At 36.7% G+C, this 21485-nt stretch carries 19 protein-coding genes and 2 tRNA genes; 19 read left to right on the top strand and 2 right to left on the bottom strand.

Going from position 1 to position 21485, the window contains the following annotated elements:
* Positions 1-11: 11 nt before the first annotated feature.
* The 13 genes from EPL02_RS20540 (at position 12) to EPL02_RS20600 (ending at position 12565) form a co-directional block, all read left to right on the top strand.
* Positions 12-965, top strand: coding sequence for a ribose-phosphate diphosphokinase (locus EPL02_RS20540; protein ID WP_131888596.1), 954 nt, complete (start codon positions 12-14; stop codon positions 963-965).
* Between the two features lie 150 nt (positions 966-1115).
* The gene (locus tag EPL02_RS20545) at positions 1116-1748 is read left to right on the top strand and encodes a 50S ribosomal protein L25/general stress protein Ctc (RefSeq protein ID WP_094913127.1); all 633 of its coding nucleotides are present in this window, start codon (positions 1116-1118) and stop codon (positions 1746-1748) included.
* A gap of 89 nt (positions 1749-1837) precedes the next feature.
* Positions 1838-2395, top strand: a complete 558-nt coding sequence (gene pth / locus EPL02_RS20550; protein ID WP_131888597.1) for an aminoacyl-tRNA hydrolase — start codon at positions 1838-1840, stop codon at positions 2393-2395.
* A gap of 61 nt (positions 2396-2456) precedes the next feature.
* The gene (gene fin / locus EPL02_RS20555) at positions 2457-2687 is read left to right on the top strand and encodes an anti-sigma-F factor Fin (protein ID WP_094913125.1); all 231 of its coding nucleotides are present in this window, start codon (positions 2457-2459) and stop codon (positions 2685-2687) included.
* 68 nt (positions 2688-2755) lie between these two features.
* Entirely contained in the window at positions 2756-6286 is a 3531-nt protein-coding gene (gene mfd / locus EPL02_RS20560; RefSeq protein ID WP_131888598.1) for a transcription-repair coupling factor, read from the top strand.
* A gap of 196 nt (positions 6287-6482) precedes the next feature.
* A complete protein-coding gene (spoVT, locus tag EPL02_RS20565) occupies positions 6483-7019 on the top strand; it encodes a stage V sporulation protein T (RefSeq protein ID WP_094913123.1) in 537 nt (178 codons plus the stop codon).
* Between the two features lie 220 nt (positions 7020-7239).
* Positions 7240-8832, top strand: coding sequence for a putative polysaccharide biosynthesis protein (locus EPL02_RS20570; protein WP_131888599.1), 1593 nt, complete (start codon positions 7240-7242; stop codon positions 8830-8832).
* Between the two features lie 27 nt (positions 8833-8859).
* Positions 8860-10314 carry a bifunctional methyltransferase/pyrophosphohydrolase YabN gene (yabN, locus tag EPL02_RS20575; RefSeq protein WP_131888600.1) on the top strand — a complete coding sequence of 485 codons (1455 nt, stop codon included), beginning with the start codon at positions 8860-8862 and terminating at the stop codon, positions 10312-10314.
* A 20-nt stretch (positions 10315-10334) separates the two neighbouring features.
* Complete coding sequence (locus EPL02_RS20580; protein ID WP_094913120.1) at positions 10335-10598, top strand: RNA-binding S4 domain-containing protein; 264 nt, start codon at positions 10335-10337, stop codon at positions 10596-10598.
* Positions 10599-10715: 117 nt separating this feature from the next.
* Positions 10716-11003: a sporulation protein YabP gene (yabP, locus tag EPL02_RS20585; RefSeq protein ID WP_483295843.1), complete on the top strand. Its 288-nt coding sequence runs from the start codon at positions 10716-10718 to the stop codon at positions 11001-11003.
* Positions 11000-11623 carry a spore cortex biosynthesis protein YabQ gene (gene yabQ / locus EPL02_RS20590; protein ID WP_094913119.1) on the top strand — a complete coding sequence of 208 codons (624 nt, stop codon included), beginning with the start codon at positions 11000-11002 and terminating at the stop codon, positions 11621-11623. The genes yabP and yabQ overlap by 4 nt, the downstream gene beginning before the upstream one ends.
* A gap of 4 nt (positions 11624-11627) precedes the next feature.
* Complete coding sequence (locus tag EPL02_RS20595) at positions 11628-11999, top strand: FtsB family cell division protein (protein WP_094913118.1); 372 nt, start codon at positions 11628-11630, stop codon at positions 11997-11999.
* 89 nt (positions 12000-12088) lie between these two features.
* A complete protein-coding gene (locus EPL02_RS20600) occupies positions 12089-12565 on the top strand; it encodes a S1 domain-containing RNA-binding protein (protein WP_094913117.1) in 477 nt (158 codons plus the stop codon).
* Positions 12566-12670: 105 nt separating this feature from the next.
* Here the strand turns inward: EPL02_RS20600 and EPL02_RS20605 are convergent.
* A tRNA-Glu gene (locus EPL02_RS20605) sits at positions 12671-12742 on the bottom strand.
* Between the two features lie 11 nt (positions 12743-12753).
* Positions 12754-12827, bottom strand: a tRNA-Met gene (locus EPL02_RS20610).
* A 326-nt stretch (positions 12828-13153) separates the two neighbouring features.
* Between EPL02_RS20610 and spoIIE the strand changes: the two genes are divergently transcribed.
* From spoIIE to ftsH, 6 genes are all read left to right on the top strand, one after another.
* Entirely contained in the window at positions 13154-15631 is a 2478-nt protein-coding gene (spoIIE, locus tag EPL02_RS20615) for a stage II sporulation protein E (RefSeq protein WP_131888601.1), read from the top strand.
* A 70-nt stretch (positions 15632-15701) separates the two neighbouring features.
* Positions 15702-16445 carry a vWA domain-containing protein gene (locus EPL02_RS20620; protein WP_094913115.1) on the top strand — a complete coding sequence of 248 codons (744 nt, stop codon included), beginning with the start codon at positions 15702-15704 and terminating at the stop codon, positions 16443-16445.
* Complete coding sequence (locus EPL02_RS20625) at positions 16414-17376, top strand: protein kinase domain-containing protein (RefSeq protein ID WP_131888607.1); 963 nt, start codon at positions 16414-16416, stop codon at positions 17374-17376. Before EPL02_RS20620 ends, EPL02_RS20625 begins: the two co-directional genes overlap by 32 nt.
* A gap of 84 nt (positions 17377-17460) precedes the next feature.
* A complete protein-coding gene (gene tilS / locus EPL02_RS20630) occupies positions 17461-18840 on the top strand; it encodes a tRNA lysidine(34) synthetase TilS (protein WP_131888602.1) in 1380 nt (459 codons plus the stop codon).
* A gap of 27 nt (positions 18841-18867) precedes the next feature.
* The gene (hpt, locus tag EPL02_RS20635) at positions 18868-19407 is read left to right on the top strand and encodes a hypoxanthine phosphoribosyltransferase (protein WP_094913112.1); all 540 of its coding nucleotides are present in this window, start codon (positions 18868-18870) and stop codon (positions 19405-19407) included.
* A 93-nt stretch (positions 19408-19500) separates the two neighbouring features.
* Entirely contained in the window at positions 19501-21414 is a 1914-nt protein-coding gene (gene ftsH / locus EPL02_RS20640) for an ATP-dependent zinc metalloprotease FtsH (RefSeq protein WP_094913111.1), read from the top strand.
* Positions 21415-21485 lie beyond the last annotated feature (71 nt).

Below are 21485 nucleotides of genomic sequence, written 5' to 3' on the forward strand. Positions count from 1 at the left end.
TTTACAACAAAATGCCAAATGTATATGCTGATGAAAATTTGAAATTGTTTACGTTAAATTCTAATAAGGCTTTAGCTGAAGAAATTGCTAAGGTGATTGGTGTTGAATTAGGAAAGTGTTCTGTAGACCGTTTTAGCGACGGAGAAGTTCAAATTAACATTGAAGAAAGTATTCGTGGTTGCGATGTATTTATTATTCAATCAACAAGTGCACCTGTTAACGAACATTTAATGGAGTTACTTATTATGATTGATGCTTTAAAACGTGCATCTGCTAAAACAATTAACATTGTAATTCCTTACTACGGTTATGCTCGCCAAGATCGTAAAGCACGCGCTCGTGAACCAATCACAGCTAAATTAACAGCAAACCTTATTGAAAAAGCTGGTGCGACTCGTATCATCACATTAGACTTGCATGCTCCACAAATTCAAGGTTTCTTCGATATTCCAATTGATCACTTAGTAGGTGTTCCAATTCTAGGTGAATACTTCAAGAGCAAAAACCTTGATGATGTTGTCATCGTGTCTCCAGACCATGGTGGTGTAACACGTGCACGTCGTTTAGCAGAACGTTTAAAAGCACCAATTGCTATCATTGATAAGCGTCGTCCGCGTCCAAACGTTGCAGAAGTAATGAATATTGTCGGTCAAGTAGAAGGCAAAACGGCAATTTTAATTGACGATATGATCGATACAGCTGGTACCATTACATTGGCAGCAAACGCACTTATTGAATCAGGTGCAAAAGAAGTATATGCATGTTGTACACATCCAGTCCTATCAGGACCTGCAATTGAGCGTATCCAAAATTCTAAGATTAAAGAATTAGCAGTTACAAACTCAATTTCTTTAACAGAAGAAAAGAAAATTGATAAAGTAACAGAGCTTTCAGTTGCACCTTTAATGGCTGAAGCAATCATTCGTGTTCATGAAGAAGAGTCAGTGAGCACACTATTCGATTAATGGGTTGAAAAGAAGCTTCTTTCCTTGTGAAAGAGGCTTCTTTTTTTATGCTAAGCACAACATTGCTACAAATTAATTTGATTTTGAGGTTTAATCACTTTCTAAATAGGGTACATTTTAATATAGAAAACATACTGGAAGGTGAAAAATATGAGTATTTCAATTGAGGCAAAAGAAAGAACAAGCTTTCAAAACTCTGTAAATAGAAAAATTCGTGAAGAGGGTAATTTTCCAGCAGTTGTTTACGGTAATAAAGTAGAACCTACGTCAATTTACTTAAATAGCGCTGAGTTTATTAAAACAATTCGCGAAGCAGGTCGAAATGGCGTATTAACGTTACATGTCGGCAAGAACAAACATTCAGTTATCTTGCATGATATTCAAACTGACCCATTAAAAAATGAAATCGTACACGCTGATTTTCAAGTTGTTGATATGTCGGTAGAAATTGAGTCTACAGTTACTCTATCATTAGTTGGAGAAGCTAAAGGTACAAAAGAAGGTGGCGTATTACAGCAGTCACTATACGAAGTAACAGTTCAAGGTTTACCGCAAAATATCCCATCATCAATTGATGTAGATGTAACTGAGCTGGGGATTAATGATGTATTAACTTTACAGGATGTAAAAGTAGATGGTAAAATTGAAATTACACAAGATCTTGAAGAGCCAGTCGCTTCAGTATTACCTCCACAACAAGAGGAATTACCTGATAGTGGAGAACAACAAGGTGATGAAGAAAATAAAGAAGTAGAAGCAACTGAACAAAAAGACGAAGAATAATACAAAGGCGTAACCAAAAGGTTACGCCTTTTATGATGAATTGATTATAATAAGAAGGATAGAGTGTTTAAAGAGAAAGGAGCATTTCGTTGAAATTAATTGTTGGATTGGGTAACCCTGGAAAAGAGTATGATCAAACACGTCATAACATTGGCTTTATGACAATTGATGAACTTGCAGATTACTTTGATATTAAGTTGGATCGCACAAAATTTAATGGATTGTATGGCATGGGAATGGTACGAGGAGAGAAAGTCCTTTTATTAAAACCATTAACATATATGAACCTCTCAGGAGAAAGCATTCGTCCACTGATGGAATATTATGATATTGATGTGGAAGATTTGGTTGTTATTTACGATGACTTAGACTTGCCCTGTGGAAAAATACGCTTACGAACAAAAGGTAGTGCAGGTGGCCACAATGGAATTAAATCAATTATTCAGCACTTAAAAACACAAGAATTCAACCGTATTCGAATCGGCATTGATCGCCCTAAAAACGGCATGAAAGTTGTGGACTATGTACTTGGACGATTTACATCTGAAGAGATGGTCGAAATGAATGGAGCTATAGAGAAATCCGTTAAAGCTACTGAAGAGTGGTTGTCTAAACCATTCCTAGAAGTAATGAATCGATATAATTAACAGGAATAAAGCTCTTCCTAAATGCTAATACTAACAATAAAACATTTAGGAGGGCTTTATTCTGTCTATTCATTATTTCTGTAGACATTGTCATGCAAAAGTCGGTATGATAGAAGGGAAAGAATATAGCACAGAAAAACTAGGCTTTCATCATTTAACAGCTGATGAAAGGCAAGAGCTAGTTCAATACCAAGCAAATGGCGATTTAACTGTTAAAACAATTTGTGAAGATTGCCAGGAAGCTTTAGATCGAAACCCAGACTATCATCAGTATGAAACATTTATACAATAAAAAGCTTTGGTTATATACCAAAGCATTTTTCTATTTACTTACATAGCAACATGGGAGGAGGGAATTCCTTGAAAGGGATTATACAACGTTTTGTTGAGAATAATGAAATAAATACAATTGTTAATAGCTTAAAAGAAGGTCTAAAAGAACAATTAATAACAGGAATTTCTGGTTCAGCACGTTCAGTTTTGATGGGATTGCTGAATGAAAACGAAGGCTATCCGTTATTAGTGGTTACCCATAACTTATTTCAGGCTCAAAAGGTGTATGAAGATTTAGTACATCTTTTACCGAGCAAAGATGTGTTTCTCTATCCGGTTAATGATCTTGTAGCAACAGAAGTAGGAATTGCTAGCCCAGAGTTAAAAGCACAAAGGATTGAAGCGCTAAATCATTGGAGTCATAAACAATCTGGTATTGTTGTAACAACTGTATCAGGAGTAAGAAAAATCCTTCCACCTAAAGCCAGATGGGAACAAACTCAGTTAGTATTTCAAAGCGGTCATGATATTGATGTTGACCATTATTTGCAAAAGTTAATTCAACTAGGATATGAACGGGTGTCAATGGTTTCAGCTCCAGGGGATTTTAGCGTACGTGGGGGAATTATTGATATTTACCCGTTAACGGAGGAACTTCCTGTTCGAATTGAGCTTTTTGATACTGAGATTGATTCTATTCGTACTTTTACGCTTGAAGACCAGCGTTCTCAAAAGCAACTAGATGAAATTAGCATTGGGCCTGCTACAGAGTTCATTTTTTCAGAGGATGAGTTAAAAGATGGAACAGTCGAGCTTGAAAAGCGTTTAAGTGATAGCTTAGCCAAAGTAAAAGACAAAACCATAAAGGAAAGACTGGTTGAAAACATTCAAGGGGAAATTGAACAATTAAAACAAGGACAGTCATTAGATAACATGTTTAAGTACTTGTCTCTGTTCTATAAGCAGCCTGCTAGTTTGCTAGATTATCTTCCAGAAGGTGGAGTTGTTATCTTTGATGAGACAACTCGCATTCAAGAGACTTCCGAACAACTAGATAATGAAGAAGGTGAATGGATAACAGAGCTTTTGGGACAAGGTCAGATTGTGCGAGATGTACAGCTTTCACATCCGTTGGCAGGGTTAATTCAATCGACACCGCATCAGCTCATTTATACATCTTTATTTCTAAAGCATGTTTCATATACAAACCCGCAAAATATCGTGACTATTTCATATAAGCAAATGCAACAGTTCTATGGGCAGATGAATTTGTTAAAAGGCGAAATTGAGCGATGGAAAAAAGCAAACTACACAATTGTTATGCTTGGAGCAGACCGTGAACGAGTTACTAAATTAGAAGGTGTATTAGCTGATTATGATATTGAAGCCGCTATCTTAGACGGTGATGGCCAGCTAATGCCAGGAATTGTTCAAGTCATTGAAGGAGATCTTCAAGCTGGGTTTGAACTGCCAATGCAAAAGCTCGCAGTGTTAACAGAAGAGGAACTGTTTAAAAAGCGTGTGAAAAAGACAAAAAGACGTCAAAAACTATCTAATGCTGAGCGTATTAAGAGCTATTCTGAGTTAAATGTTGGCGACTATGTTGTGCACGTCAATCACGGAATTGGTCGATACTTAGGTATGGAGACTCTTGAAATAAATGGAAATCATAAAGATTATATTCATATTAAATATGAGGGCTCTGATAAATTATATGTTCCTGTTGAACAAATCGATCAGGTGCAAAAATACGTTGGATCTGAAGGCAAAGAACCAAAAGTATATAAATTAGGTGGTAACGATTGGAAGAAGGTTAAACGTAAAGTAGAATCTTCTGTCCAAGATATTGCTGATGATTTAATTAAACTATATGCAGAGCGTGAAGCTAGCAAAGGGTACGCTTTTTCTCCAGATGGAGATCTACAGCGTGAATTTGAACTTTCATTCCCATACCAAGAAACTGAAGATCAGCTTCGTTCTATTCAAGAAATCAAAAAGGATATGGAAAAAGAGCGTCCAATGGATCGCTTATTATGTGGTGATGTTGGATATGGAAAGACGGAAGTCGCTATTCGTTCTGCTTTTAAATCGGTTACAGATGGGAAGCAAGTCGCAATACTGGTACCAACAACGATTCTAGCTCAACAGCATTTTGAAACGATTCGAGAAAGATTTCAAGACTATCCAATTAATATTGGGCTTTTGAGTCGCTTTAGAAGTCGAAAGCAGCAACAAGAAACAATTAAAGGTTTAAAGGACGGTACGGTTGACGTTGTAATTGGAACTCATCGTTTATTGTCAAAAGATGTAATATATAAAGACTTAGGGTTACTAATCATTGATGAAGAGCAACGTTTTGGCGTAACTCATAAAGAGAAAATCAAGCAAATGAAAGCAAATGTAGATGTGCTAACGCTAACTGCTACGCCAATTCCACGTACGCTACACATGTCAATGCTGGGTGTCAGGGATTTATCGGTCATTGAAACTCCGCCTGAAAATCGCTTTCCTGTTCAAACTTATGTAGTAGAGTATAATCCTGTATTAGTTCGCGAAGCAATAGAACGTGAATTGGCTCGAGATGGCCAGGTATATTTTTTATATAACAGGGTTGAAGATATTGAAAGAAAAGCTGAAGAGATTTCGATGTTAGTACCTGATGCTCGCGTAACGTATGCTCACGGTAAGATGAATGAAACAGAATTAGAAGCTGTTATTTTAAGCTTTTTAGAAGGCGAATATGATGTGTTGGTTAGTACAACAATTATTGAAACAGGTGTTGATATTCCAAACGTTAACACACTTATTGTTAATTATGCAGATAAAATGGGATTGTCGCAGCTGTACCAGCTGAGAGGGCGTGTGGGGCGTTCTAACCGCGTTGCCTACGCATATTTTACGTACCATAAAGATAAAGTATTGACAGAAGTCGCTGAGAAAAGGTTACAAGCAATTAAAGAGTTTACAGAGCTTGGTTCAGGATTTAAGATTGCAATGCGTGACTTATCTATTCGAGGTGCCGGAAACCTTCTCGGGGCACAGCAACATGGATTTATTGATTCAGTCGGTTTTGATTTATATTCCCAAATGCTTAAGGAAGCTATTGAGGAACGACGCGGCACAGATGAGGAGAAAAAGAAAATACAAGTTGAAATTAATCTGGACCTAGATGCATATATACCGGATCAATACATTACAGATGGACGTTTGAAAATTGAAATGTACAAGCGCTTCCGTGCTATTGAAACGTTTGACGATATTCAAGACTTACAAGATGAGATGATTGATCGTTTTGGTGAATACCCAGTTGAAGTGATGCATTTATTTACGGTAGCTGAAACAAAAGTATATGCCAATACGAACCTAGTGGAATCCGTTACTCAATCAAAACAAGACGTTACAATTTTATTATCTGAAGAAGCTAGCGCCACTGTGGACGGTCAAAAGCTATTTATGTTAGGTAATGAGTTTGGCAGAATGGTTAGCCTAGGTATGGAAGGAAAGAAAGTGAAGGTTGTTATTAATACAAAAGGCCTTGCACAAAAAGAATGGTTAAAAATTGTTCACCATTTAACACGTGATTTAGCAAAAGTTAAGAAAGAACAAGTTCCAAATTAAAAAACAAAGCCATTTGTCGTTGACAAATGGCTTGTTTTTTTGAAAAAAGGGAACTTTTTAACAAAAAAAGAGATGGTTGGTGAATAGAAGTTGCATAGTAACGAATACTAACCTCAACACGGGTGAATGATTAATAAATTATTCCACGCATTCATCCAATATTTTTAATCATCAGATGAAAGAGAGGCTTTAACCAATGAAAGCAACAGGTATTGTTCGTCGTATTGATGATTTAGGGCGTGTCGTAATTCCAAAGGAAATTCGAAGAACGCTCCGTATTCGTGAAGGTGATCCATTAGAGATTTTTGTTGATCGTGATGGAGAAGTCATTTTGAAAAAGTATTCACCAATCAGTGAGTTAAGTGATTTTGCTAAAGAATATGGTGAAGCTCTTTACGATAGCCTAGGTCATCCAGTATTAATTTGTGATCGCGATACATTTATTGCTATTGCAGGTATTTCAAAAAAAGAGTACTTAAATAAAAACATCAGCTCTCTAGTTGAGTCTACAATGGAAAGCAGAAGCTCAACGTTAGTGACAGAAGGCAAGAGCTTAGAGTTCGTTGATGGGCATGAAGAAGCAATTTCATCTTATACAATTGGTCCAATTATTGCGAATGGGGACCCGATTGGAGCAGTAATTCTCTTTTCAAAAGAGAAATCGCTTGGTGAAGTAGAGCATAAAGCAGCTGAAACGGCTGCAGGTTTCTTATCTCGTCAAATGGAGCAATAAGCGATAGATCTAATCAATGTTATTTTAATTTATTTACGAAAAGACAGCAGAACCGCTGTCTTTTTTCTATGTGGTTTTTTCTGTAAAACACATAAAGAGCATGTAATGAGAACGTGCTATAATATAAAAGTCTTACAATACCAGCTTAACTGCATATCCCTTTAGCGGTTGATATTGCAAGGTCATCATAAAGAATTGGTATAATACGAAAGGTGTCACGATGCAGAAGAAATCAAATGTTTTAGTGTTATTAAATGGCGCTGTTATCTTAACTTTAGCTGGTCTTTTTACAAAGATACTAAGTGCTAGTTATCGCATTCCATATCATCATATTGCAGGTGATGTTGGCTTTTATATTTATCAACAGGTATATCCTTTATATGGAATTATTCTGCAAATTAGTACGTACGGGTTTCCCGTCATTATTTCAAAGCTGGTCTCAGAATATATGGCAAACAATCAAAGGAATCAAGCCATCCAAGTTATTCAAGTTAGCTTTTTGTTTTTGAGCATTTTAAGTTTTGCGCTTTTTGGTTTGCAGTATGGATTCGCAGAAGATATTGCGACTTTAATGGGAGATAAACAGTTAACGTTATTAATTCAAATTATTTCATTTTCTTTTCTATTTGTTCCATTTGTAGCGAGTATTCGAGGGTACTATCAGGGGTTAAATGAAATGCTCCCAACAGCTGTTTCCCAGGTATCAGAACAAACGCTTCGCGTAGCCACAATTTTGCTGTTATCTTTTGTACTCGTTAAAAACAACTACAATCCTTATATAGTAGGTGCAGGAGCAATCTTTGGTTCAGTTGTAGGTATTACTTTTTCATTAATGGTACTCATCTTCTTTTTATTTCGAAGTCGTATAGTTAATACATGGGGCTTCTCAAAACAAACGTTTGCTGGAGCATCTCCAATTTTAAAAAAAATAGCCATTCAAGGAATCATCATTTGTATTAGCGGGATGGGGCTGCTGTTAATTCAACTTATTGATTCCTTTACCTTATATCCTTCTCTCCTTACAAGCGGAATTGATGCTGAAAAAGCTAAGGGCATGAAAGGTGTCTATGATCGAGGTGTTCCTTTAATTCAGCTTGGAACGGTTGTTGGAACGGCATTTTCACTTTCACTTGTTCCGGTTATATCTTCAGCTATTGCTCAAAATGATTGGGCATTCGTAAAAAGTAAGGTTAATGTTTCAATTAAGCTTTCGTTGGTTGTTGGTGTTGGTGCATCTTGTGGACTAGCAGGCTTAATGGAACCTATTAACCATATGTTATACGGAAACATGGAAGGTTCACAGGTGCTTCAAATTTTAAGTATGCTCGTCATTTTTACGACGATTTCCGCTACTATAGCTGCTGTACTGCAAGGGATTGGTCGAATGAAAGCACCTGTATACCCCATTTGTATCGGTGTCGTTATTAAAATTTTGCTTAATATGTGGCTTGTGCCTATTATGTATACAGAAGGGGCCGCGATTTCGTCTGCTGTTAGCTTTTTAATTATTACCGTTATGAACAGCGTATTTTTGTATAGAGCACTTGGCCAAAAAAATAAGCTTATTCGTCATGCAATAAAGATTATAGCAGTCGGTCTCTTAATGCTGATGGTATTAAGAGGGTATTTATGGACAATGAATGGTATACTAGATGCACATTCGAGTAGAGGGCTAAATGTCGGTATAGCACTGTTAGGTGTTGTATTTGGCGGGGTTTTTTATTTGGTTTTGATTATTAAGAGCAATACTTTTACAAAAAGTGAATTAAGAGACGTTCCGCTAGGGAAGTCAATTATAAAGTACATTTTATAGTTTAACTAGAATATGAAGGAGGATTCCATGGCTAATAAAATAACCATTGTTGGTTTGGGTGCAGGAGACCTTAATCAGCTTCCAGTAGGAATTTATCGTTTGTTACAACAAAAAAACAACGTATTTTTACGAACAAAAGAACACCCAGTTGTTAAAGCGCTAGAAGAGGAGGGTTTTGTATATCAATCCTTTGATAATGTTTATGAATCCTTTGATACATTCGATGATGTATACGAGAGCATTACAAAACAACTGTTAGAACAGTCTAAGAATGGAGAAATTCTTTATGCTGTTCCTGGGCATCCACTAGTTGCTGAGCGAACAGTTCAACTATTATTACAAAATAGAGAAGGGGTAGAGGTGGATGTAAAAGGCGGTCAAAGCTTTCTAGACCCTATCTTTACCTCGTTGAAAATTGACCCGATTGAAGGATTTCAACTTTTAGATGGTACTGCGCTTCAACGAGATGAAATAAGGTTACAGCAGCATATCTTAATCGGACAAGTATATGATCAGTTTGTAGCTTCTGATGTAAAACTTACGTTAATGGAACAGCTACCAGATGAATATGAAGTATATATTGTAACAGCAGCAGGTAGCTCAGATGAGCATATTCAAAAGGTTAAACTTTATGAGCTTGACCATGGGATGGAGCTCAATAATTTAACAACGATTTATGTTCCACCTGTAAAAGATTCGACCTTGTTATATCATCAATTTGAAGAGTTTCGCCGTATTATCGCAGTGCTGAGGGGACCAAATGGGTGTCCATGGGATAAAAAACAAACGCATGAATCATTAAAGCGTTATTTAATCGAAGAGGCTTATGAACTGCTAGATGCTATCGATCAACAGGATGACGATCATATTGTTGAAGAGCTAGGAGATGTTCTGCTACAAGTAATGCTACATGCTCAAATTGGTGAAGATGAAGGGATGTTTACCATTGAGGATGTAATTTCTACCGTAGCAGAAAAAATGGTTAGACGTCACCCACATGTGTTTAGCGATGTAAGAGCAGGTAATGAAGAAGAGGTTCTCCAAAACTGGGATGAAATTAAAAAGCAAGAAAAAGGGGAAGAGCCAGCTTCGTTATTAGATGATGTGCCTTCTGCTATGCCTAGCTTAATGAGAGCATATAAATATCAAAAGGCAGCTGCTAAAGTTGGATTCGATTGGGAAACGATTGAGCCGATGTGGGATAAAGTAAAAGAAGAGCTTCAGGAATTTGAAGAAGAAGTGCAGGCAGAGAATCTGGAAGAAATGAGTAATGAGTTTGGGGATCTTTTATTTGCGTTAGTAAACGTAGCTCGCTACTATAAAATTGATCCGGAAACCGCAGTAGCTAAAACAAATGAAAAATTTGGTGCGCGCTTTCGCTATATTGAAGAGCAGGTAAAGAAATCTGGTCATTCATTTGCAAACTTTACTTTAGAAGAGCTAGATCAATTTTGGAATGAAGCGAAAAAAATAGGTTTGTAATAACGAAAGGTGAGGGAATTATGAGATTAGATAAGTTCTTAAAGGTATCTCGTCTAATTAAACGTCGTACGTTAGCAAAAGAGATTTCAGACAAAGGAAGAATTTCTATTAATGGAATCGTTGCAAAAGCAAGCTCAAACGTAAAAGTAGGTGATGAGTTAGCCATTCAATTTGGGACAAAGATTGTGACAGTAAAAGTAGAAACTCTTCAAGAAAACGCTAAGAAAGAAGAAGCTGCAAATTTATACTCTTTAGTAAAAGAAGAAAAAGTAACAAACTCATAGAACAATTAGGACATCTGTGAGCTTGTTCTAAACTTCATTCTCACTTCATATGTTTAAACCAAACGTAATGAAGAGCTTAATAATGAGGTGGGGATGAAGATGAGTCAATTTTACGAAATGGGCAGTGCAAATAAAGATCAAACTCCAAATCATGATTTAGTAATGAAGGGGAGACGCCTCTTAGATATTACCGGAGTCAAGCAAGTAGAGAGTTTTGACAATGAGGAATTTTTACTGGAAACTGTGATGGGATTTTTATCTGTACGAGGTCAAAACCTTCAGATGAAAAATTTGGATGTTGAAAAAGGAATTGTATCGATAAAAGGAAAAATCTTTGATATAGTTTACTTAGATGAGAACCAATCGGAGAAAGCTAAAGGATTCTTTAGTAAGTTGTTTCGATGAGCCTTAATATACAATTCTATACTATGCTTGCAATGATTTCGATGGGTGGATGTATTGGAGCATCACTGGATACATATCGCTACTTTGTAAATCGGGCTCAAACAGTAAGGTGGTTTGTCTTTATTAGCGACTTACTGTTTTGGGTAGTTCAAGCATTACTCATCTTTTACGTGTTATTTTTAGTTAATGAAGGTGAGTTAAGATTTTATGCATTTCTTGCCTTATTATGTGGATTTGCAGCTTATCAAAGCTTAATCCAATCTATTTATTTAAAGGCTTTAAAATTTATTGTTTCAAGTGTATTAGCCGTTTATCGAGCCTTACTAACGATTCTTATTATTATATTGGTCAAGCCTGCTCGAATGCTGTTAAGGTGTATAATTGCTTTAGGCTTATTATGTTATCGCTTTGGATATAGCCTTGTTTCATTTATACTAAAGGTGATTTTTCTACCAATAAGGTGGATATTCTTGGTATTTTGGAGAATTATGCCTAAATCTGTAAGACGATTTTTACAGAGGTGTTTTACGTATCTAGAAGGAGTTTTTCAACGTGTAAAGAATACCATAATGAGGGCTGTATCATGGTTAAACACTTTTAAAAATAAGGAGGACGACTAGGTTAATGAGTGCTGAACGTAAGAAAAATGTAACAAAGTTAAATACAGAATATAGTCAACAACAACAAAGTCTTAAAAAACAAACAGATCGAAAGCGCATTGGCTTAATTAGACGTCTAACTTTCTTTGGTGTTTTAGCTCTGCTTATTGGTGTAGGTATCGTTACAACGTTGATTACTCAAGCATCAGCTATTGAAAATAAAAAAGCTGAAAAAGAAAAGTTAGAACAACAATTAACAAAACTAGAAAGCAAAGAAAAGCAGCTTGAGTCTGAAATTGTTAAGTTAAATGATGATGAGTATATTAAAAAAATTGCGAGAAGAGATTACTTCTTATCAGAAGACGGTGAGATTATCTTTAACATCAAAAAAGACTAAATTCACGGTGCGTTGACAGCATATTTTCGCTTTTTGTATAATAGAGTAAATTGATTTCTTTTATCATTTTAAGGAGGAGCATTTTTTTTATGTCAATTGAAGTAGGCAGCAAGTTACAGGGAAAGGTAACAGGTATTACAAACTTTGGAGCTTTTGTTGAGCTTCCAGGGGGAACAACAGGCTTAGTTCATATTAGTGAAGTAGCTGATAACTATGTAAAAGACATTAACGACCATTTAAAAGTCGGCGATGAAGTTGAAGTAAAGGTTATTAACGTAGAGAAAGATGGAAAGATTGGCCTTTCAATTAAGAAGGCTGTAGATCGTCCAGAGAGACCAGAACGTCCAGAGCGACCAGAGAGACCAGCGCGTGCACCACGTTCTGACAGACCTCGTGACTCACATCGCCCACAGCGTAATAATCGCGGTGGTGGTAATGACTTCCGTTCAAAAGAAACGTTTGAACAAAAAATGAATCGTTTCTTAAAAGATAGTGAAGAACGTTTATCTTCCCTAAAACGCCATACAGAATCAAAACGTGGCGGACGCGGCGCGAAACGCGGCTAACTTGCTGCTTATCACGATATAGATAGCGAGTTCTAAAAAGCACCTTCATTGAAGGTGCTTTTTTTGCATATAAAAAACATGTACAATGATGTACATGTTTTTGGATGACCCGTACGGGATTCGAACCCGTGTTACCGCCGTGAAAGGGCGGTGTCTTAACCACTTGACCAACGGGCCTTTATAATAAGTAGCGGCGGAGGGGATCGAACCCCCGACCTCACGGGTATGAACCGTACGCTCTAGCCAGCTGAGCTACACCGCCATAAATTCTTTATAAAAGACATGTATAATAATATAAAAATCTCCATTGCTTGTCAATAACATTTTTAAAAATAATGGGAAACCAAAAAATATAAATAATAAACCTAATCAATTTAAATAAATTAGTACAAGAAAATACTAGTTTAGAGCATAACTTCTAAATTTTTTTAAGCTGCAATGTAATATTATATATTTTTTTGTATAGTTTTCGCTCTCCAACTAGAAAGTCGTCGAACGATTCTTGTACTAGAGAGAGTCGATTTGACAAAATCTTAACTTCTTTCTGGATATAATAGCTTATAAGTATAATTAGCGGGTGGTGGAAAAATGCAAAAAACTGAGCGGAATTTTGCCGGTCCAGCAACTGAAGCTGTTTTTAATCGTACTAGGTTAGAAATGTCACGCATTTTTACGAAAACGAGTTTGAAAACGGAAAAGGTATTGTTCCAGTGGGGATTAATCTTATTAGCAGTAGGATTTTTATTAGGACGAGCTTTAATTTTAATGGAAATTATGCCGTTTGCATTACCTTTCTTTGCGGCTGTACTTGCTATTAAAAAAGATAAGGCAGCTCTTGCAGGCTTAGCCATTTTGGCTGGAGCATTTAGTCTATCCTTACAAAACGGTGGGGTTGTCTTCTGTTCCCTATTCGTATTTTTACTTCTTCATCGCTTTAGTGGTTTTATAACCATCGATCCTCTTAAAAAGTTACCATTTACCGTGTTTATTTCTATGTTTTTAACGAAGTTAGGGATTTTCTACTTGTTTTCACAAGGAGTTACAATGTATGACTTTGCATTTATAGCTGTGGAAGCGGGCTTAAGTTTTATCCTAACAATGATTTTTCTACAAAGTGTACCTCTTATTTCATATCGGAAGCGAAAACAGTCTCTTAAGACAGAAGAGGTTATTTCTCTCATTATCCTTTTAGCATCTGTTATGACAGGAACTATTGGTTGGGTTATGTACGGTTTATCAGCAGAGCACGTGTTATCACGTTATTTAGTATTGATTTTTGCTTTTGTGTCAGGTCCAACAATTGGAGCTACTGTGGGTGTAGTAACGGGATTAATTTTAAGCTTTGCTAACGTAACGAGTTTATATGAAATGAGTTTACTAGCTTTTTCAGGCTTGTTAGGAGGGTTATTAAAAGATGGCAAAAAAATTGGTGCATCTCTGGGTTTGATTGTTGGATCTCTTTTAATTGGCCTCTATTCACAAGCCGAACAGGCACTTTCAACTAATTTATATGAGTCGCTTATTGCTGTTGCTTTATTTCTATTAACGCCGACATTCCTTTTGAAAAATTTAAGTAAACTCGTTCCAGGTACATCGGAAAACATGATGGAACAACAGCAATATATTCGAAAAGTAAGAGATGTGACCGCAAATCGAGTGGAACAATTCTCAAATGTATTTCAAGCTTTATCCGATAGCTTTACTCAAAATGGCTTTTATGAGGAAAAGCGAAATGAAGAAAAAGAAATAGACTATTTCCTCAGTAGCGTAACGGAGAGGACGTGTCAATTCTGTTTCAAAAAAGAGCAATGTTGGGCACAGCAGTTTGATACAACCTATGAATATATGAAAGAAATTATGCTGGAAATTGATAACAACTCGTTAGAGAGAAATCCCAAGCTAGTCAGAGAAATGGATAAGCATTGTGTAAAGTCGAAAAAAGTAATCGACGTCATTGAACATGAGCTGACTTACTTTAAAGCCAACCAGCAGTTAAAATCTCAGATTCATGAAAGTCGTCGGATTGTAGCTGAGCAGCTACATGGAGTTTCTCAGGTTATGAATAATTTCGCCCAAGAAATTAAAAGAGAAAGAGAAAATTTAAATGTCCAAGAAGAACAGATTGTTGAAGCATTGAGAAGCTTTGGCATGGAGATTAATCAAATTGAAATTTATAGTTTAGAGCCTGGTAATGTAGATGTAGAAATGTGGGTTCCGTACTGTCATGGCAGAGGAGAGTGTGAAAAGATAATTGCGCCAATGCTTACAGATATACTTGGTGAAAGTATTGTGGTGAAAAATGAAGACTGTGCAAAATATCCTCAAGGTTATTGTCACGTTTCTTTTGGTTCAACAAAAGCTTATGTTGTAGATACAGGGGTGGCTCATGCGGCAAAAGGAGGAGGATTTGTTTCAGGAGATAGCTATTCAATGATTGAATTAAATGCTGGTAAATATGCATTAGCAATTAGCGATGGTATGGGAAACGGTGAAAGAGCTCATTATGAGAGCAGTGAAACACTACAGCTCCTTAAACAAATCTTACAAACAGGCATTGAAGAGACTATAGCAATAAAATCTATTAACTCTATTCTTTCATTACGAACGAGTGATGAAATTTTTTCGACACTTGACTTGGCAATGATTGATTTACAAGATGCGAACGTAAACTTTTTGAAAATCGGCTCGACACCAAGCTTTATTAAGCGTGGTGACAAAGTAATAAAGGTACAAGCAAGTAATTTACCAATGGGAATTATCGAAGAGTTTGAAGTAGACGTTGTGAGTGAGCAAATGAAAGCACAGGACTTACTCATTATGATGAGTGATGGAGTGTTTGAAGGCCCAAGACATGTTGAAAATTATGAGATGTGGATGAAGCGTAAAATTGGAGAATTACAAACCGATGATCCACAGGAAATTGCAGACTTAATTATGGAAGAAGTCATTCGAACAAGGTCTGGTTTAATTGAAGATGATATGACCGTGGTGGTTGCTAAACTGAAGCATAATACGCCAAAATGGTCTTCAATTCCAACCTATGCGTATCGCAAAAAAGCACAGTAGATTATAGAGTATAAATTATCCCTTCCTCGTCTATCATGTTAATACTGATAATGAGGAGGGGATTTTATTTATGAAAAAAGGAACGTTAAAGCAAATGTTGGTTATTACAGATGGAGGCTCTAACACGGGAGAAGATCCAATTGCAATGGCAGCACTAGCTAAGGAACAGGGTATCAGTGTAAATGTTATTGGCGTTATGGAAGAAGACGTGATTGATGAACAAAGTCAAAATGAAATTGAAGGTATAGCTATGTCAGGTGGAGGGGTTAGCCAAATCGTTTATGTAAAGCAACTCTCTCAAACCGTTCAGATGGTTACAAGACAAGCAATGACTCAAACTTTGCAAGGTGTAGTAAATAAAGAGCTTCAACAAATATTAGGTGCATCAGCTTCAAAGATGGAAGATTTACCTCCGGAAAAGCGTGGAGAAATTATGGAAGTTGTCGATGAGCTAGGTGAAACAGTTGATTTAGAGATTCTCATTTTAGTTGATATGAGTGGAAGCATGAAATCGAAACTTCCAACTGTTAAAGAAGCATTATTAGATTTGTCTCTCAGTCTCAATGCTAGAATTGGATACAATCAATTTTCAGTATTTTTATTTCCAGGGAAAAAGAAAGATGTTGAAAAACTTATGGATTGGAACCCAAAGCTAGAATCATTATCTACTATATTTCCGAAGTTAACAGCTGGTGGCATTACACCTACGGGCCCAGCGATTAAAGAGGCAACAAACCACTTTGTTCAGAAGAAACGTTCCTTAAGGGGGATGTTAAGAAGTGATGAACACTACAATGAAGAATCTGGTATGTAACTTAACAGCTGGTACAACACTAACAGGGAAGTGGCATCATAATCATTACACCATCGTAAAGCAACTAGGCATAGGTGCAACCGGAGTTGTCTATTTGGTTCACTCGCCAAATGGAGAAATGACAGCGTTAAAGTTAAGCTTTGATAACAACTCTGTAACAGCTGAGGTAAATGTATTACGTAACTTCTCAAAGGTCCATGGCAAGTCTGTTGGACCTTTCTTATTCGATGTAGACGACTGGGTTTATCGTAATCAAGCACTCTCTTTTTATGTAATGGAATATGTAAAGGGAACATCGTTAAAAGCTTTCATTGCGAAAAGAGGCAAGGAATGGGTAAATGTACTGGCCATACAGCTATTAGGCGACTTACATGAACTACACAAGGAAGGATGGGTCTTTGGAGACTTAAAGCCAGAGAACTTGGTTGTAAGTGACCAGCCTGTCAAGGTTCGTTTAATCGATGTAGGTGGAACGACAATGCAAGGGAGAGCTATCAAAGAGTTTACAGATTACTATGATCGAGCATATTGGGGGTTTGGCTCTCGAAAAGCTGAGCCAACATATGACTTGTTTGCTATGGCCATGATTATAATCGAATTATTAATCGGCGAACGTTTAAATAAAACCGATAAACCTAATGAACAACTAAAGAAATTATTAAAAACACATAACGCTCTGTTAGCACATCGTTCTACTTTGTATAAAGCGGTTCATGGCAACTATCGTACAGCTTATGAGATGAAGCAAGATCTGATTGAAGGAACCAAGGGCGGTGAATCAGTTACATCTGTAGGGAATCAAAAGGTTCGTCAGCATAGTCCAAAGCGTGTTAAAGTAAAGAAGAAGCGTACACATTTCCTAGAAACTGTTTTATTAGGAGCATCCGTCATGTTTATGTATTTGTTATATCTTTTCATTCAAGTACTATAAATGTGAAACTTTTTAATGGAATATCCGTAAAATGAGAAGGGAATAGTGGTAACTAGTCTTAATCACGTAAGGATGAACAGGATAATGGAAAGGGAAACAACAGAATTTATTGATAAACATAACCTTTTACCAACTAATGCAACGGTCTTAGTTGGTGTTTCTGGAGGTCCAGACTCCTTAGCATTGCTTCATTTTTTACATAAGGAGCAGATGCACAGAAATTTACACCTAGTGGCGCTGCACGTTGACCATATGTTTCGAGGAGAAGAGTCTAGACGTGACTTAGAATACGTGCAAGCTTATTGCAGAGATGCAGGTATTACTTTTGAAGGTGTTAGTATCGATGTAACAGCTTATCAAAAAAAGAACAAAGTATCTGCTCAAGTAGCAGCTAGAGAATGTCGATATACGTTCTTTGAAGAAATGATGAATAAGTACGGTGCAGAGGTACTAGCTTTAGCTCATCACGGAGATGATCAAGTAGAAACCATACTTATGAGGTTAGCGCGAGGTAGTACGATGAAAGGGTATGGAGGTATGGAGGCAAAGCGTCCTTATGCCACAGGGTCTCTCGTTCGCCCTTTTTTATCTGTTACAAAAGAACAAATTTTGTTATATTGCAGGAAATTTAACTTAAATCCTAGAATAGACCCTACTAACGAGAAGGATACATATACTCGTAATCGCATTAGGCAATATATATTACCTTTTTTAAAGGATGAATATCACGATATACATGAAAAATTTCAGGCTTTTAGTGAAAACTTATATGAAGATCAAGTCTATTTAGAGGAATTAACAACACAAGAAATGAATAAGGTAATTAAACAGCAAAGACAAGGGTATCTTTTAATGAGTCGAGGGTCTTTCCTTAATATAAGCAAACCTTTACAAAGGCGTGGGATTCAACTAATATTAAACTATCTCTATAAAAAAATCCCTTCAGATCTTTCCTCAGTTCATATTAATAATTTATTGAGGTTTTTAGAAGCTGATAAACCTTCTGGTGTGCTTCACTTTCCAAATAAGCTGACAATTTCTCGTTCGTATGACGACTGTATGTTCACTTTTGAATTTACGCAGTCTATTCCAGCATATGAATATGATATTCCCATTCCAGGGGTTATTCAGCTTCCGAATGGTCATTCCCTTACTGCTAGCATACATAATGGAGAATATGATAAGCAAGACGCTGACATCTTTTTAGTAGATGATAGTAAGGTTAGGTTTCCGATTCGGGTTCGAACGCGAAAACCAGGAGATAAAATTCAATTAAAAGGCATGAAGGGGCATAAAAAGGTAAAGGATATCTTTATTGATGAAAAAGTGCCTTTAGAGAAAAGAAATGCGTGGCCTATTGTAGAAGATAGTAATGGTACAATTTTATGGCTGCCAAAATTAAAAAAATCTGCTTATGAATTACACACTCATAAGTTAAGATATGTTATTTTATACTATAAGTAGGGAAAACTTCTAGGAGGCAAGCAAGGAATGAAGCATGATATTAAAGAAATTCTAATTTCAGAGGAAGAAATACAGGCAAAGGTAAAGGATTTAGGACAACTACTCACTGAAGAGTATCAAGATCGCTTTCCTTTAGTAATTGGTGTATTAAAAGGTGCCATGCCTTTTATGTCTGACCTAATTAAACGCATCGATACATATTTAGAAATGGACTTTATGGATGTATCAAGCTATGGTAAAGAAATGGTTTCTTCTGGTGAAGTAAAAATCTTAAAGGATTTAGATACTTCTGTAGAAGGTCGAGACATCTTAATTTTAGAAGATATTATTGATAGTGGATTAACGCTAAGCTATTTAGTAGAGTTATTTAAGTATCGCAAAGCAAAATCAATTAGAATCGTAACACTATTAGACAAACCAACTGGTCGTAAAGCGGATATTAAAGCAGATTACGTTGGCTTTGAAGTTCCAGATGCTTTCGTAGTAGGGTATGGGTTAGATTATCAGGAAAAGTATCGTAACCTACCTTACATTGGCGTGCTAAAACCAGAAGTGTATAGTAACTAATCAGCATATTTGCAAATGCAATTTGTTGGATAGGATATAGGTTCTATGGTACTATTGAATACAGTATTTGTTTATCGTGGGAGGAGGTAAGAAATGAATCGGATCTTCCGTAATACCATCTTTTATTTACTTATATTTTTAGTCATTATTGGCGTGGTCAGTTTCTTCAGTGGTTCCAACCAAAAGACTGAAGCAATGCGATATGACACATTTGTAGGACACTTGGAAAGTGGAGATATTGAATCATTAACATTGAAGCCTGAACGTGGGGTTTATGTTGTACAAGGGAAATTAGAATCTTATAATGAGGATCAGAAATTCCAAACTTACATTGTAGATGGTGATCAAGCGTTAGAGCGTATTAATGCCGCTGCAAATAGTAAGGAAATTCAGGTAAAGGTTGACCCAGCAGATGAAACAAGTGGTTGGGTAACATTCTTTACATCAATTATACCTTTTGTCATTATCTTCATTCTCTTCTTCTTCTTACTAAACCAAGCTCAAGGTGGCGGTAGCCGTGTAATGAACTTTGGTAAAAGTAAAGCGAAGCTTTACAGTGAAGAAAAGAAGAAAGTTAAGTTCAAAGATGTTGCAGGTGCAGACGAAGAGAAGCAAGAACTTGTTGAGGTTGTAGAGTTCTTGAAAGACCCTCGTAAATTTGCCGACTTAGGGGCTCGAATTCCAAAAGGTGTGCTTCTTGTAGGCCCTCCAGGAACGGGTAAAACATTATTAGCGAGAGCTGTAGCTGGTGAAGCAGGCGTGCCTTTCTTCTCAATCAGTGGTTCAGACTTTGTTGAAATGTTTGTTGGTGTTGGTGCATCACGTGTGCGTGACTTGTTTGAAAACGCAAAGAAAAATGCACCTTGTATTATCTTCATCGATGAAATTGATGCTGTAGGTCGTCAACGTGGTGCTGGTCTAGGTGGAGGTCACGATGAACGTGAACAAACTCTAAACCAATTGCTTGTTGAAATGGATGGCTTTGGTGCTAATGAAGGAATCATTATCATTGCAGCAACAAACCGCCCTGATATTTTAGATCCAGCTTTATTACGTCCAGGACGTTTTGATCGTCAGATTACTGTAGATCGTCCAGATGTAAATGGTCGTGAAGCGGTATTAAAAGTACATGCCCGCAACAAACCTTTAGATGAAAATGTGAATCTAAATGCTATTGCGATGCGTACACCAGGTTTCTCAGGAGCCGACTTAGAAAACTTGTTAAACGAAGCTGCTTTAGTAGCTGCACGACAAGATAAGAAAAAAATTGATATGAGTGATATCGATGAAGCAACGGACCGCGTAATTGCGGGACCAGCTAAAAAGAGTCGCGTTATTTCTAAAAAAGAACGCAATATTGTCGCGTACCACGAAGCTGGTCACACAATTATTGGTGTTGTATTAGATGAAGCGGATATGGTACATAAAGTAACGATTGTTCCACGTGGGCAAGCAGGCGGTTATGCTGTAATGCTTCCGAAAGAAGATCGCTATTTCATGACAAAACCAGAGCTTTTAGATAAGATCGTTGGTTTATTAGGTGGACGTGTAGCTGAGGAATTAATCTTTGGCGAAGTAAGTACAGGTGCACATAATGACTTCCAACGTGCAACAAGTATCGCAAGACGTATGGTTACTGAATACGGTATGAGCGATAAGTTAGGTCCAATGCAGTTTGGTCAGTCACAAGGTGGCCAAGTGTTCTTAGGACGTGACATCCAAAATGAACAAAACTATAGTGACGCAATTGCTCATCAAATTGATTTAGAAATTCAACAGTTCATTAAAGATAGCTACGAGCGTGCAAGACAAATCCTAACTGAAAATCGTGATAAGTTAGAACTTGTTGCTCAAACGTTATTAAAAGTTGAAACATTAGATGCTGAGCAAATCAAGCACTTGGTTGATCATGGCACGCTTCCAGATCGTTCTCCAAAAAGCAGTGATGAAGATGTAAAAGTAAACATTCAATCAAAGCCAGATCAAGAAGAAGAGCCTAAAGAATAAAAAAGTAAGATGCTCCTATGAGCATCTTACTTTTTTTTTGTTTCTATATGAATATTAGTAAGAAAAAGGAA

Source organism: Bacillus sp. CBEL-1, assembly GCF_004348885.1.
GTDB lineage: Bacteria > Bacillota > Bacilli > Bacillales > Bacillaceae_H > Priestia > Priestia aryabhattai_A.